The sequence below is a fragment of the Aurantiacibacter sp. MUD11 genome, assembly GCF_026967575.1.
Taxonomy (GTDB): Bacteria; Pseudomonadota; Alphaproteobacteria; order Sphingomonadales; family Sphingomonadaceae; genus Alteraurantiacibacter.
This window is the reverse complement of the sequence record NZ_CP114054.1, coordinates 146,324-160,089: the sequence shown is the minus strand read 5'-3', so window position 1 is coordinate 160,089 and position 13,766 is coordinate 146,324. Positions and strand designations below refer to the sequence as shown.

At 66.9% G+C, this 13,766-nt stretch carries 15 protein-coding genes; 11 read left to right on the top strand and 4 right to left on the bottom strand.

Features of this window, described 5'->3' with window-relative positions:
* Positions 1 to 14 precede the first annotated feature (14 nt).
* From OZN62_RS00770 to OZN62_RS00750, 5 genes are all read left to right on the top strand, one after another.
* The gene (locus OZN62_RS00770; RefSeq protein WP_269100722.1) at positions 15 to 725 is read left to right on the top strand and encodes an SDR family NAD(P)-dependent oxidoreductase; all 711 of its coding nucleotides are present in this window, start codon (positions 15 to 17) and stop codon (positions 723 to 725) included.
* Complete coding sequence (gene bla / locus OZN62_RS00765; RefSeq protein WP_269100720.1) at positions 715 to 1,647, top strand: subclass B3 metallo-beta-lactamase; 933 nt, start codon at positions 715 to 717, stop codon at positions 1,645 to 1,647. The genes OZN62_RS00770 and bla overlap by 11 nt, the downstream gene beginning before the upstream one ends.
* Entirely contained in the window at positions 1,644 to 2,549 is a 906-nt protein-coding gene (locus OZN62_RS00760) for a 50S ribosomal protein L11 methyltransferase (protein WP_269100719.1), read from the top strand. Before bla ends, OZN62_RS00760 begins: the two co-directional genes overlap by 4 nt.
* Positions 2,522 to 3,235 (top strand): DUF2459 domain-containing protein, encoded by a 714-nt coding sequence (locus OZN62_RS00755; RefSeq protein WP_269100717.1) that lies wholly within the window; start codon positions 2,522 to 2,524, stop codon positions 3,233 to 3,235. Before OZN62_RS00760 ends, OZN62_RS00755 begins: the two co-directional genes overlap by 28 nt.
* Before the next feature lie 101 nt (positions 3,236 to 3,336).
* Positions 3,337 to 3,666, top strand: a complete 330-nt coding sequence (locus OZN62_RS00750; RefSeq protein WP_269100715.1) for a PilZ domain-containing protein — start codon at positions 3,337 to 3,339, stop codon at positions 3,664 to 3,666.
* Positions 3,667 to 3,669: 3 nt separating this feature from the next.
* Here the strand turns inward: OZN62_RS00750 and ligA are convergent, their stop codons facing one another.
* Genes ligA through recN form a run of 3 tightly spaced genes read right to left on the bottom strand, consistent with a single transcriptional unit; the run spans position 3,670 to position 7,936 of the window.
* Positions 3,670 to 5,772: an NAD-dependent DNA ligase LigA gene (gene ligA, locus OZN62_RS00745; RefSeq protein WP_269100713.1), complete on the bottom strand. Its 2,103-nt coding sequence runs from the start codon at positions 5,770 to 5,772 to the stop codon at positions 3,670 to 3,672.
* Entirely contained in the window at positions 5,769 to 6,272 is a 504-nt protein-coding gene (locus OZN62_RS00740) for a hypothetical protein (RefSeq protein WP_269100710.1), read from the bottom strand. The genes ligA and OZN62_RS00740 overlap by 4 nt, the downstream gene beginning before the upstream one ends.
* On the bottom strand, positions 6,269 to 7,936 hold the full coding sequence (recN, locus tag OZN62_RS00735; RefSeq protein ID WP_269100708.1) for a DNA repair protein RecN: 1,668 nt from the start codon (positions 7,934 to 7,936) through the stop codon (positions 6,269 to 6,271). Before recN ends, OZN62_RS00740 begins: the two co-directional genes overlap by 4 nt.
* Before the next feature lie 134 nt (positions 7,937 to 8,070).
* Between recN and OZN62_RS00730 the strand changes: the two genes are divergently transcribed.
* Entirely contained in the window at positions 8,071 to 8,406 is a 336-nt protein-coding gene (locus OZN62_RS00730; protein ID WP_269100707.1) for a hypothetical protein, read from the top strand.
* 77 nt (positions 8,407 to 8,483) lie between these two features.
* Positions 8,484 to 8,819 carry a PilZ domain-containing protein gene (locus OZN62_RS00725; protein ID WP_269100706.1) on the top strand — a complete coding sequence of 112 codons (336 nt, stop codon included), beginning with the start codon at positions 8,484 to 8,486 and terminating at the stop codon, positions 8,817 to 8,819.
* Between the two features lie 3 nt (positions 8,820 to 8,822).
* Here the strand turns inward: OZN62_RS00725 and OZN62_RS00720 are convergent, their stop codons facing one another.
* Positions 8,823 to 9,617 carry an outer membrane protein assembly factor BamD gene (locus OZN62_RS00720; protein WP_269100704.1) on the bottom strand — a complete coding sequence of 265 codons (795 nt, stop codon included), beginning with the start codon at positions 9,615 to 9,617 and terminating at the stop codon, positions 8,823 to 8,825.
* A gap of 296 nt (positions 9,618 to 9,913) precedes the next feature.
* On the opposite strand from OZN62_RS00720, the gene OZN62_RS00715 reads away from it, so the two are divergent.
* From OZN62_RS00715 to OZN62_RS00700, 4 genes are all read left to right on the top strand, one after another.
* Positions 9,914 to 10,234, top strand: coding sequence for a UrcA family protein (locus OZN62_RS00715; RefSeq protein WP_269100702.1), 321 nt, complete (start codon positions 9,914 to 9,916; stop codon positions 10,232 to 10,234).
* 201 nt (positions 10,235 to 10,435) lie between these two features.
* Positions 10,436 to 11,173: a 2OG-Fe(II) oxygenase gene (locus tag OZN62_RS00710; RefSeq protein WP_269100700.1), complete on the top strand. Its 738-nt coding sequence runs from the start codon at positions 10,436 to 10,438 to the stop codon at positions 11,171 to 11,173.
* Positions 11,170 to 12,756 carry a putative 2OG-Fe(II) oxygenase gene (locus tag OZN62_RS00705; protein ID WP_269100699.1) on the top strand — a complete coding sequence of 529 codons (1,587 nt, stop codon included), beginning with the start codon at positions 11,170 to 11,172 and terminating at the stop codon, positions 12,754 to 12,756. Before OZN62_RS00710 ends, OZN62_RS00705 begins: the two co-directional genes overlap by 4 nt.
* 7 nt (positions 12,757 to 12,763) lie before the next feature.
* Positions 12,764 to 13,690 (top strand): class I SAM-dependent methyltransferase, encoded by a 927-nt coding sequence (locus OZN62_RS00700; RefSeq protein ID WP_269100696.1) that lies wholly within the window; start codon positions 12,764 to 12,766, stop codon positions 13,688 to 13,690.
* Positions 13,691 to 13,766 lie beyond the last annotated feature (76 nt).

The window sequence follows — 13,766 nt, the reverse complement described above, 5'->3', positions numbered from 1 at the left end:
TATGACCCCTGTCCATGACCAATATTCTCGTAACCGGCAGCAGCAGGGGCATCGGCCAGGCGATTGCCGACCAACTGGCAGAACGCGGCTGCAACGTCATGGGCCACGCAACGCGGGCCATCGACGCGCGCACCATTGCGGCGGACTTCGCCGATCCCCCCGCCCCGCAGATGCTGTGGGAGGAGGCGATCGAGCGGCTCGACGGGCGGATCGACGTGCTGGTGAACAATGCCGGCCTGTTCGAACAGATCCCCCTGCACGCCAGCGACATCGAATGGCTGGATCGGTGGGAGGACACCCTGCGGATCAACCTCACCTCTGCCGCGCAGCTCAGCCGCTTTGCCGTGCGGCACTGGCAGGACACCGGACGGACGGGCCGCATCGTGCATATCGCCAGCCGCGCGGGTCATCGCGGGGACTCGCCGGGCCACTGGCATTACGCGGCGGCCAAGGGCGGGATGCTGGCCATGCACAAGACCATCGCCCGCGCCTATGCCGCGGAAGGCATCTACAGCTACGCCATCGCGCCCGGTTTCACCGATACCGCCATGGCGGGCGATTACCTGGAAAGTCGCGGCGGCCCCGGCCTGCTGGCGGACATTCCGCTGGGCCGCGTGGCCGAGCCGGAGGAGATTGCCGACATCGCCGTGTTCTGCGCGCTCGACGCCCCGCCCAGCATGACCGGCGCGGTGATCGACGCCAACGGCGCCAGCTATGTCCGCTAGGTGCTGTTCCGTCGCCGCTGCGGCGCTGCTGCTGGGGGCCTGCGTCGCCCCGCAACCACCGGCCCCGCGCGCCAGCTCTTCCGTGCTGGATGCCGCCCGCGCCAACGCGCCTGCCGCCGCAGCCTGGGCCGAACAGTGCAGTGACTGGGACGACTGGGACAAGCGCGCCCAGCCCTTCCGCGTGCACGGCGACACCTATCACGTCGGCACTTGCGGCATATCCGCCGTGCTGGTCGCCGGGCCGGAAGGACACGTGTTGCTGGATACCGGCACGCGCAACGGCTCGCGCGTGGTGCTGAGCAATATCCGCACGCTTGGGTTCCAGCCGGACAACGTCGAATTCATCCTCACCAGCCACGAGCATTTCGACCACGTCGGCGGCATCTGGTGGGTACACCAGAACACCGGCGCGGCGGTGCTTACCTCTGCCGAGGCGGAGGCGGTCATCCGCACGGGGCAGGCCGATCCGGCCGATCCGCAGTTCGGCATGCACGAGCCGATGCATGATTACGAAGGCCGCCTGATGGTGCTCGAGAGTGCGGTAGAGACTGTAGACCTTGCCGGACTGGACTTCACCGCCATAGCCACGCCCGGCCACACGCCGGGCGCTCTGACCTGGCAGTGGCAGAGCTGTGAGGGCAGCGATTGCCGGACCATCGTCTATGCCGACAGCCTGTCCGCCGTCAGCCGCGACGACTACCGTTTCTCCGATCATCCCGCCTACGTGCAGGCCTATCGCGACGGTCTTGCCCGGCTCGCCGCACTCGACTGCGATATCCTGCTCACCCCGCACCCTTCGGCCAGCGGGATGCGCGAAAAGCTGCTGGCCGGCGATATCGGCAGCGGCATGACCTGTGCCGACTACGCCGCCGACCGGCTGCAACGCCTCGATGCGCGCCTAGCGGCAGAGGCCAGGCAATGAGCTGGAAGCTCTCCGCCGTCGCCAGCAAGGATGCCGTCGAGGCTGCCTTGGAAGCGCGCGAATATACCATCGGTTGGGACGAGAACATCGTCCTCACCGGTTTCGAGGTGGACCCGCAGGAACCCGACACCTGGCGGCTCGATGCATATACGCAGGACAAGCCTACCGAAGACGAGCGCGAGGCCGTGCGCGCGCTGTTCGGCGATAACCCGCCTCCCGTGCTGGCAGAGGAACTGCCGGACAAGGACTGGGTCGTCGAAAGCCAGAAGGGCGTCGACCCGATCCGCGCCGGACGCTTCCGCGTGCGCACGCCGGATCACGAGCCCCTCGACGAGCCCGGTGTCACCGAATTCGTCATCCCCGCCGCCCAGGCCTTCGGCACCGGCCAGCATGAGACGACCGCCGGCTGCCTGGAAATGCTCGACGTGATGAAGCAGCAGGGCCTGAACCCGCGCTCCATCGCCGACATTGGCACCGGCACCGGCCTGCTGGCTTTCGCGGCGATGGACCTGTGGCCGACGGCCCAAGCCACCGCCAGCGACATCGACCCGGTCTGCGGCCCCGCCGTGGTGGGCAATTGCGAACTCAACGGCATCCCGCTCGGCACCGCGCGCGGGCAGCTGGCCATGGTCATCGCCGACGGCATGGACGACCCTGCCCTGCAGGCGCGGGCGCCGTATGACCTGCTGATCGCCAATATCCTGGCGGGACCGCTGATCGAGATGTCCTTCGACTTCGCCGAGGCCGTGGCCCCGCGCGGCAGCATCCTGCTGGCGGGCCTGCTCGAACGGCAGGAAGAAGGCGTGCGCGCGGCCTATCACAAGGCCGGGTTCCGCCTGCACCGCCGGATCGTCAACGGCGACTGGAGCATCCTGTGGCTGCGTCACCGCTTCGCCGGGTAACCCGCGTCCTGATCGCCGTGGTGGGCGCGCTGGCGCTGGTGGTGATCGGCTATCCGCTGGCCGCCTGGGTCGGTAGTTCCATCCCGGAAAGTGTCCCTGCCGCGCTGCCGGACGATGCCGACACGATCGAGATCATGGTCGAAACCAACGGCACCCATACCAGCATCGTCGTCCCGGTCGTCTCGGCCACCAAGGACTGGCGCGAGGACTTTCCCAGCGCCGCCATGCCGCGCCCCGACGGCTCGCTGCCGACGCATCTCTCGATTGGCTGGGGCGAGCGCGAGGTTTTCCTCCACGTGCCGACCTGGGGGGACCTGAAGGTTTCCACCGCGCTGCGTATCGCCACTGTCGGCGGGGAGCCGCTGATGCGAGTCAGCCATTACCTGCGGCCACAGCCAAGCCCGAACCACCGCCCCGTGCGCATCACCGTCGCGCAGTACGAGCGACTGGTCGCGGCGATCGAGCGGCCCCTGCCCGAAATGCCCGCCGGCGAAAGCCGGCAAATCCTGCAGGGCACCTATGCGGACGATGCCTATTACGAGGCGGACGGCAGCTACACCATGGCGAACACCTGCAATACATGGGTGGGTGACACGCTGGCGGAAGCCGGAGTCGAGATGGGCATGTGGACGCCGCTTGCCGGCGGCGTGATGAAATGGATTCCCCAGCCCGAGCCCGCCACTTGACGAACGGCTAGGGGATACCGCAGGTTTCCTTGGCGGACCGCGTGGGATACAATGCGGCCGCACTGGAGCGAACACGAGCGCGAGGAGGATTGGCATCGCGCATGACAGGGCCGGACCGCGAAGATCGTTTCGATATCTCCATAACCGGGCAATTGCGCACGGGTACCGGTAAGCGCGACGTGACCATCGTCGACCTGTCCGAGCATGGCTGCCGCATTTTCGACCGCATGGGCTACCTGCAACAGGGCCTCGCGGTCACCATCCGCATAGGCCCCGTCGGCCCGATCGATGCATCGGTTCGCTGGCAGGACCAGCCCTATGCGGGCATTCGCTTCGACAACCCGCTCTACCCTGCCGTGCTCGACCATATCCGCGCGCACTTCGACCTGCGCAGCCTGGGCAGCGGCAACATCGATTCGGCGCCGGAGTAGCGCCTAGCCCGCAGCGGCGACGATTTCCGCCCAGCCGGCCTCGTCGATCACCTCGATGCCCAGTTCCTGCGCCTTCTTCAGCTTGGACCCGGCCCCCGGCCCGGCCACCAGCAGGTCGGTCTTGGCACTGACCGAGCCGGAAGCCTTGGCGCCCAGCCGTTCGGCCTGCGCCTTGGCCTCGTCGCGGCTCATCGTCTCCAGCTTGCCGGTAAAGACCACGGTCTTGCCGGCCACCGGGCTGTCGACGCTTTCGACCTCGTAACGCGGCGGGTCCACCTGGCCGAGCAGGTCTTCCCACACCGCGACATTGTGCTCTTCGTGGAAGAAGTCGCCCAGCGCCTCCACCACCGCGCCACCGATGCCATCGATGGAAGTGAGCAAGCCGGCAGCCTCCTCGTCACCGTCGCGGGCCTTCTCGGCGGCTTCGCGCAGCGCGGGCAGCTCGTGGAAGTACTTGAGCAGGTCGCGCGCGGTCACCGCGCCGACATGGCGGATGCCGAGGCCGAACAGCAGTCGCGCGGCATCCGGTTCGCGCTTCGCCTCGATGGAGGCAAGCAGGTTCTCGACCGATTTCTCCTTCCAGCCGTCCAGCGCGAGGATCTCCGCCTCGCGGTCCTTCAGGCGGAAGATGTCGGCCGGGCTTTCCAGCCAGCCGAGCGCGAAGAACTGGTCGATGGTCTTCTCGCCCAGCCCCTCGATATCCAGCGCGGCGCGGCTGACGAAGTGCTTCAGCCGCTCGGTGCGCTGCGCCGGGCAGATCAGGCCGCCGGTGCAACGCACGTCGACCTCGCCTTCCTCGCTCACCGCTTCGCTGCCGCACTCGGGGCAATGGTCGGGGAAAACGAAGGCCGGGCGATCCTCGTCGCGGGTAAGGTTGTCGACCACCTGCGGGATGACGTCGCCCGCGCGCTGGATCACCACCCGGTCTCCCGGTCGCACGCCCAGTCGCGCGATCTCGTCGCGATTGTGCAGCGTGACGTTGGTAACGGTGACGCCGCCGACCAGTACCGGGGCAAGCCGCCCGACCGGCGTCAGCTTGCCGGTGCGACCGACCTGGATGTCGATATGTTCCAGCACCGTTTCGGCGCGTTCGGCGGGGAACTTGTGCGCCATGGCCCAGCGGGGCGCCTTGGCGACGAAGCCCAGGCGCTTCTGCAGGTCGAGCCGGTCGACCTTGTAGACGACGCCATCGATGTCATAGGGCAGCCCTGCCCGCGCTTCCGAAATGCTGCGGTATTGCTGCAGCATATCCTTGACATCATTACACAATACCAGGTCAGGTGAAATCGGCAGGCCCCACTCAGCCATACGCTGCATCATGCCGTACTGCGTGTCGCACGGCACCTCGCTCGCTGCGCCCCAGCCGTGGGCGAGGAAGCGCAAGGGACGCCTGGCGGTGACGCTGGCATCCTTCTGCCGCAGCGAACCGGCCGCCGCATTGCGCGGATTGGCGAACTGGCGGACCTTGGCCGGATCGAATTCGGTGCCCTTCTCTGCGGCCGCCTTGCGCGCATCCTCCATCAGCTCGGCATTGAGCGCGGCGAAATCGGCCTTTGCCATGTAGACCTCGCCGCGCACCTCGAACAGTTCGGGCACCTCGCCGGACAGTCTCTGCGGAATGTCGGAAATGTGCGCGACATTGGGCGTGACGTTCTCGCCCACCTGCCCGTCCCCGCGGGTCGCCGCCAGCACCAGTTCGCCATTCTCGTAGCGCAGCGAGCAGGACAGCCCGTCAATCTTGTCCTCGGCGGTGAAGGCGACCGTCTCATCCTCGCCCAGCGAGAGGAACCGGCGCACGCGGCCGACGAAGTCCTCCACCTCCTCGTCCGAGAAGGCATTGTCGAGGCTGAGCATGGCCACCTCGTGCTGCACCTTCGACAGCGGCGAGGCGGAGATTTCGTGGCCGACGACCTTGCTGGGCGAATCCTCGCGCACGAGGTGGGGGAATTGCTCTTCCAGCTCCGCATTGCGGCGCACCAGGGCATCGAACTCGGCGTCGGAAATCTCCGGCGCGTCCTCCGCATGGTAGAGCTTGTTGTGCTTGGCGATGGCCTTCGCCAGCCGCATCAGTTCATTGGCGGCTTCGGCTTCGGTGATCTGGTTCATTCGGCGATGATCCGGTTATCCCGGGTGAATTCCCATGCGCTGCCGTTCCACTCGCCGCGATAGAGCGCGCTCATGGAGTTCTCGCCATTGGAGATGTAGCCGCCCCAGGCGCTGCAGCTGTCCTCGCTGGCGCAGGTGAAGTTGTGCAGGGTGAAGACCAGCGCGGGCTGCTGCGTCTCGGTATCGATCCAGCCGTTGCTGCGCCGCGAGCAGCGCGCCAGCGGAGCAAGGTTCGGGAAGCGCTCGATCAGCGCGATTTCCTGCTGCGGCATCAGCGCCTCTTCCTCGCGCCCGTCGTGGATGCTGGCACAGACGGTGGGGCGGTTGGCGATGTCGGAAGAGAAATAGGCGCCAAGGATGTGTTCGAGCATGGCCAGCTGCGGTGCGTCATGGCGCTGTGCCAGCGGTGGCAGCGGGTCCGGCGTGCCAAGGGTTTCCTCGGCAGGATTGGTGCAGGCGGCAAGCGCCAGCGCCGCCAATGGAGCAATTGCCTTCATCATACGCCCTCCAGCAGCCGGTCTGCCTGTGCGCGGGCCTCGGCGGTGATCTCCGCACCCGACAGCATGCGGGCGATCTCTTCCTGTCGCCCGGCCTCGTCGAGCAGCGCGACCGAGGTCTTGGTGACGGTGCCCTCGCTCGACTTGGCGATCATGTAATGCGTGCGCCCGCGCGCGGCGACCTGCGGGCTGTGCGTGACCGCCAGCAGTTGTCCGCCATCGCCGGCCAGCCGTGCCAGCCGTTCGCCGATCGCGCTGGCCACCGCGCCGCCGACACCGCGATCGATCTCGTCGAAGATCACCGTCGCCGCCCCGCCCTGCTCCGCCAGCGCCACTTTCAGCGCGAGGATGAAGCGCGACAGCTCGCCCCCGGAGGCAATCTTGTTGAGCGGAGCGAAATCGGCGCCGGGATTGGTGGCGATGAGGAATTCCACCGCGTCCATGCCGGCCGGGCCCCATTTCTCCTCGTCCTGCGCGGAGACGGCCGTCTTGAACCGCGCAGCGTCCAGCTTGAGCGGAGCAAGCTCGGCCGCAACCGCCTCGTCCAGCTGCATCGCGGACGTCACGCGCTTGCCGTGCAGGGCCTCGGCCCGCGCGCGATAGACTTCATGCGCCTCGCGCTCCGCCTTCTCGAGGTCCGCCAGGTCGGCATCGCCCTGTTCGATGGCGTCCAGCTTGGCGCGCATCACCCGCATCACTTCGGGCAGGTCGTCCACCTGGCAGGAATGCTTGCGCGCCAGCGCCCGCAATTCGAACAGCCGCGTCTCGATCCGGTCCAGCTCGGCAGGATCATGTTGCATCGCTTCGGCTGCGGCCTGCAGCTTTTCTTCCGCCTCGCCCGCCTCGATTACCGCGCGGTCAAGCGCGCCCAGCGCCTCGGCCAGCAGCGGGTGTTCCTCGGCGATGCGATCCAGCTTGCGTGCTGCCACCCGCAGCGAGGCGAGCGGCGAATCCGAACCATCCCACACTTGCCGCAGGTCTTCGAGGTCACCCGCCAGCTTTTCGCCCTTCTGCATGTCGGCCCGGGCATTGGCGAGGCTCTCCTCCTCGCCCTCGACCGGTTCGATGGCAGTGAGTTCCGCAAGGTGCGCCAGCAGCAGGTCCTGGTCGGCCTTGGCCTGTTCGATCTCGGCGCGCGCCCCGTCGAGCCGCGCCTGCGCCTGTCGCCAGGCTTCCCAGGCTGCGCCGACCCCGGCGACATCGGCCCCGGCATAGCGATCCAGCAGCGCCCGGTGTCCGCGCGGGTTCACCAGTCCGCGATCGTCATGCTGGCCATGCAGTTCCACCAGCGAACCGGACAGGCTGCGCAGCAGCGCCACGCCGACGGGCTGATCGTTGACGAAGGCCTTGCTGCCGCCATCGGCCTTCAGCCGGCGGCGCAGGATCAGCGGCTCACCCGGCTCGATCTCCACCTCGGCCTCTTCCAGCGCCTCGACCACGGCGGCGGGAAGCTGCGCGAACTCGAAGGTGGCGGTAACGCTCGCCTGCTCCTCGCCCGCGCGCACCAGCGCCGAATCGGCGCGGTTACCGAGCACCAGGCCCAGCGCATCCAGCAGGATCGACTTGCCCGCGCCGGTCTCGCCGGTCAGCACGCCCAGACCCGGCCCGAAGGTGAGGTCGAGCGCGTCGATCAGCACGATGTTGCGGATGGCTAGCGAGGTCAGCATGGCGGTTCGCCACCGTCATTACGACCCCGCCAGCGGCGGTGCAACGCACGCCGGCCGGCAATGATTCGACTCGTCGTTAATTGTGGACTAGCTGTGGATAAATTGGACGCAAGATCCAGGGGACCGGACTCGCAATGCACAAGATCGAAACGCGGCCACTTCGTCGCTATGCCTTCCGCATGCCGGTGGAACTCGAACGCGGTCGCCGCGCCAAGGCCAGCGGCCTGCTTATCGAACTGTCCCACGACTGCGCCCGAATCAGCCAATTGAGCCGCGGCAAGTACGAAGAAGGCGACAAGGTGGTGATCCTCGCCACTCCGGAACGCCAGCTTTCGGGCACCATCCGCTGGACCAACAACAGCATCGCCGGCATCCGCCTCGACGAACCGCTGCCGACCCCGGAATTGCAGGACCTTGTCGCGATGAATCGTCGGCAACAGGAACAGCCGGAACTGCGCTGCGGCACCTGATCCGGAACCCAAGGCGAGAATTTCTTAACCATTATCTGCGCTTAATCGGTGGGCAACCTCAGGAGGGACCCGCCGCGATGTCGGTGCTCACGATCAGGGCATACAAGCGTTACGCCACGCGCCTGCCGGTGGAGCTGCGTCGCAGCAGCCGCAAGACCGTGCAGGGGCTGCTGATCGAACTCTCCCAGCAAGGCGCTCGGATCAGCAATCTCGACCGCGGCAAGTACGAAGCGGGCGACGAGGTAGTGATCGTAACCCCTACCGGGCTGGAGCTGGAGGGCACCATCCGCTGGGCGCATGATGGCCTCGCCGGCGTGCGGCTCGGCCGCTCGCTGCACCTTCCCGAAATGCGGGACCTGCTGGAAATGAATCGTCGCCAGCAATCCGAAGTGGACTGGCGCTACGGCACCTGAAGCCTAGGTGGCGACGCGTTCCGGCGCGTGCTCTTCCATCAGGTCGAAGGCCTTCAGGTACCATTCCGAACCCGGATAGTTGGCACCCAGCACCGCAGCGTAACGCTGTGCCTCTTCCAGCAAGCCGAGCGACAGGCTGGTTTCGACCAGGCGATAGAGCGCCTCGGGCGTGTGGCTGGTGGTCTGGTAGTCATCCACGACGTTGCGGAAGCGCAGCTGCGCGGCCAGCCACTGACCGGTCCGCTCGTAGAATCGACCGATCTCCATTTCCTTGCCCGCCAGGTGATCGTTGACGAGGTCGATCTTCAGCCGCGCATCGTCGGCATAGGGGCTTTCGGGATAGCGGCGGACGATCTCGGTCAGCGCGGCCAGCGCCAGCTGGGTGATCGCCTGGTCACGCTCCACGTCGCTGATCTGCTCGTAATAGCTGATGGCGATCAGGTAATAGGCATAGGGCGCATCGCGGTTGCCCGGATGGATCGACAGGAAGCGCGAGGCCGACTGGATCGCGCGGTTGTAATCCGCCGCGGCGTAATAGGAGAAGGCACTCATCAGCTGGGCACGGCGCGCCCAGGGCGAATAGGGATGCTGGCGCTCCACTTCGTCGAACAGGCCGGCGGCCAGCACCAGGTCGCCGCGATCGAGCCGGTCCTTCGCCGCGGTGTAGAGCGATTCGACGTCGCGCGCGACGTAAGCGAGATCGTTCGGCTCGGTATCGCGACCGCCTCCACAACCCGCCAGCAGCATGGCACCCGTCGCGCACACCAGCGCGTTTCGAACGAAAAGCTTCGCAGTCATGCGCCGCCTATAACTAGCCGCGCGCTGAACGCCAAGTGAAGTGACGCCGCCAATCCCCTTCATGACCACATTATATAGCCGCCCGACCTGCCGTGGCCGATTGGTTGCACCTGAAAATGCCTCGACGTTTGTCGATGAAAGTTGGCCGGTTGTCGGGTCCAGGCGGCCTTGGTCGAGACCAGCCACGGTCCTGTCGACCTTGTGATGCCCTGACGCAAACCCCTGTCTACACCACAATCATCGCTTCGGCCCGTCCCCCAAATTTGCGGGCCAGAGCAAACAAGTGGAGGTGTAAAATGAAGACGATTTCGATGAAGACTGGCCTGGCCGCCGCGATCGCCGCGAGCGCCATGATTGCAACCCCGGCCCTCGCCGACGCCCGTGACGGCGGCGAGACCGTGTCGGTCCGCTACAGCGACCTCGACCTGTCGACGCAGGAAGGTCAGAGCGCGCTGCAGCGTCGCCTGAACCGCGCGGCAGAGGAAGTCTGCGGCATCGACTACCGCACGTCCGGCCGCGCGCTGCCGAGCAGCGAAGCACGCAGCTGCTACGCCGAGACGATCAAGACTTTCGAGCGGGAAATCGCCGTTCGCGCCGCTGAACAGCAGCGCGGTTGAGACCCGGCATGGTTTCTTAGCGAACCGGGACCAGGCCTCAACCGGGCGTAGGGTAAGATGCGCACGGGCTAGAGCCAACTAGCACCAAAGGCAAGGTCTCAAGCTGACCCGTCTGCGATGGCTTCCTAGAGAGCCTCGCGGCGGGTCTCTTTTTTTGTCCGGGACTGGCGCCGTAGGGACACGCTTTCTATAGGCTGCGGCATGGCCAAAGCCCTGTTCGAACTGAACCCCGATCTCGATCGCGCCAACCTCGCCCGGCGATTCGCTGCCGACAGCAGGTTGCAGATCGAAAACGTCCTCACCGACGAGACCGCACGCGAGCTGCGCAACATCCTGATCCAGGGTACCGAATGGGGTATCGCGCTGCAGGCGGGCACGCATAGCGAGCCGCACAGCTGGCGCGGGCGAGACCTGCGCAACCAGGCCGTGGGACAGGAAATCGTCGAGCTGGTGAAGGCCACCGATCGCAGTGCCGCGAACCGGGACTACGCCTTTCGCTGCAATCGCTACTCGCTGGTCGAAGGCTTGCAGCAACAGTGGGAGCCGGGCGGCCCGCACGAATTGCTGCTGGAATATCTCAACGCGCCTGATTTCCTCGGCCTGATGCGCGATGTCACCGGCATTCCCGAGCTTGCCAAGGCGGACGGGCACGCCAGTTGCTATGGCCCGAACCACTTCCTCGGGAAGCATATCGACAGCCATGTCGAGGAAGGCTGGCGGATCGCCTATGTCCTCAACCTTACCATCGACGACTGGTACCCCGACTGGGGCGGCTACCTGGTCTTCTACGATGACGACGGCAACATCGAAACGGGTCTCATGCCGCGCTTCAACACCTTGAATTTGTTCAGGGTTCCGCAGGCTCATGCGGTCACCTACGTACCCCCGTTCGCGCCGCGCGGGCGCTATGCCATCAGCGGGTGGCTGCGCGACAAGTGAGCGTTCCGCCGGCAGCAGCACAGGCCAACAGCGCCGGCCACGCCGCGATGAAGGCAGGCGATGCTGCCGCTGCGCAGACGCACTTCGCGCAAGCCGTGGCGCTGGCGCCCGAGGTACTCGATTTCCGCCTCAACCACGCCATTGCCCTCAACACCCTCGGTCGATTTGCCGAGGCGAGGACCGAGCTTGAGGCAGTGGAAGCCTTGGGCCGCGGAAACCCGGCCTATTGCTCCACCCGCGCCTCGTCGGAACGCGCGCTCGGTCGCAAACGCGAAGCGGCCGAGTGGTACGACCGGGCACTGGCCATCGAACCGCAGCGGGTACGCGCGCTGCATGGCCGCGCGCGCGTGGCGCTGGAACGTGGCGAGGCGGATGCGCTTGAGCGGTTCGATCGGGCCCTGGCCGTCAATTCAGGTGATGCCGACCTGTGGCTCGGCAAGGCGCAAGCGCTGGACGTGGCGGGCGATGCCGGGGGCGCCCATGCAATCGCCGAGCAACTGGTGGCACAGGCACCGCACTGGACAGAGGGACTGAAGTTCCTGGCGCAGCTGCGCCTGGGCGAAGGCGAGGAGGATTTCACCTCGCATTACGGCACCGCCGCGGAGCGTGTGCCGCAGGACCCGAACATCCTTGCCGAGTGGGCCACGCAACTGGCCGGGCTCGACTACAACGAACAGGCCGCCGAGGTTGCCGCGCGCGCATGCAAGGCCTTCCCGCAAATCGAGCACTTCCGGCTGATGCACGCGATCTATTCGGGCGCGGCCGGGGACGACGAGAAAGCCGAGCGACTGTTCTCCGCGCTGGAGATCGACAGCGAGAACCGCTGGGTGCAGGAAGCCCGGCATTCGTTGCGGCTGGCGCACTACGACCGGGCCGACAAGGCGCTGACGCGCGCACTCGAACTGGCTCCGCTCAGCATCTCGGCATGGGCATTGCGCGATATCCTGTGGCGGCTGACCGACAACCCGCAGGCGGAATGGCTGCACGGGCAGGAGGGTTTCGTGCGCCTGCTGGCGCTGCACGACGCCGACAGCGTCCTCGCTCCGGCCATCGCGGTGCTGCACGAGCTGCATGAAACCGCCCCGATGCCTCTGGGGCAGTCGCTGCGAGGCGGCTCGCAGACGCGCGGCATCCTGTTCGACCGCGAGGAGCCGGAACTGCTCGCCCTGCGCACCGCGATCGAGGACACACTGGAGGAATATCGCCAGGGCCTGCCGCCGCTCGACGAGGCCCATCCGCTGCTCGCGCATCGCGCTGCACCGTGGTGGATCAGCGGATCATGGTCGGTGCGGCTCAGCGGCGGCGGGCACCATCACGCCGCGCATATCCATCCGCAGGGTATCGTCTCCTCCGCCCTCTATTGCGAACTGCCCGAGAGCCTTGGCGACGACGATGATCGCGCAGGCTGGATCGAACTTGGCCGCCCTGCGCGCGACCTGCGCGTGGAGCTTGAACCGCTCTACGCGCTGCGCCCCAAGGCGGGCCACCTCGCGCTGTTTCCCAGCACGCTCTACCACGGCACCCGGCCGTTTGCGGAAGGCCGCCGGATGACGGTTGCATTTGACGTAACCCTCGCCGCATAGTCGCGGCATGAGCGCGAAGAAGGACAGTCGGCAGGCGTGGGACGCCTTTTGGGAAGCCAACACCGATGCCTCCGGCAGCGCCCGCGGCGGCTGCCTGCCCGATGCCTGGCAAGGCATCGACCAGGTGCAGACCGACGTCTGGAGCGCCTTCGCGAACAAGCTGCCTCGCGGCGTGCGGGTGATCGACCTTGGCACGGGTGACGGGCGCGTCATGGCCAAGCTGCTGGCCGCCCGGCGCGACCTGAAGCCGGTCGGGATCGACCAGGCCAGCGAACTGCCGACGCCGCCACGCGGCGCGAAGGTGCGTGCGGGTGTGCTGATGCGCGACTTGCCCTTCCCGGATGAGATCTTCGCCGCGGCCACCAGCCAGTTCGGCTTCGAATACGGCGACATCGCAGGCGCTGCCGCCGAAGTGGCGCGCGTGCTGAAGCCCGGCGGCATCTTCGGCGCGATCACGCATCGCACCGATAGCCCGATCCTCGCGCATAACCGCAAACGCAGGCAGCAGATCGCCTGGGCCATCGAGGAACAGGACCTGCCCGGTATCGCCAAGCGCAGTCTGCAATTGCGGCAGATGGGCATTGCCACCGTCCCGCCCGAGGTGGCGACGGCTCCCGAGGAAGGGGCGCGAAAGTTCGGCCCGGAATCGGCCGCATGGGAAATTGCCGAGGCGCTGCGCCGGACGCTGCATTTCGGCCGCAACGATCCGCCCGCGCATACCGCGGCGGTAATCGACCAGATCGTCGGCCAGGCCCAGAACGAGCTGGGCCGCATCGCCTCCCTGGAAATGGCCGCGGAGGCCGCCGGAACCGGCGAGAAGCTGGTCGCCGTGCTGGAAGCGGCCGGGCTGGAACTCTCTTCCAGCGAGGAACTGCGCGACGGGGCCGCAGCCACGCCGTTCGCGACGTTCCTGACTCTCACCAAGCCCGAATAGGATCAGCGCTTTCGCGCAGCAGGCGACCGCCCTTGGGCTTGGGTCTTGCGCTGCCTGCCGCCTGCACCACGCAAAG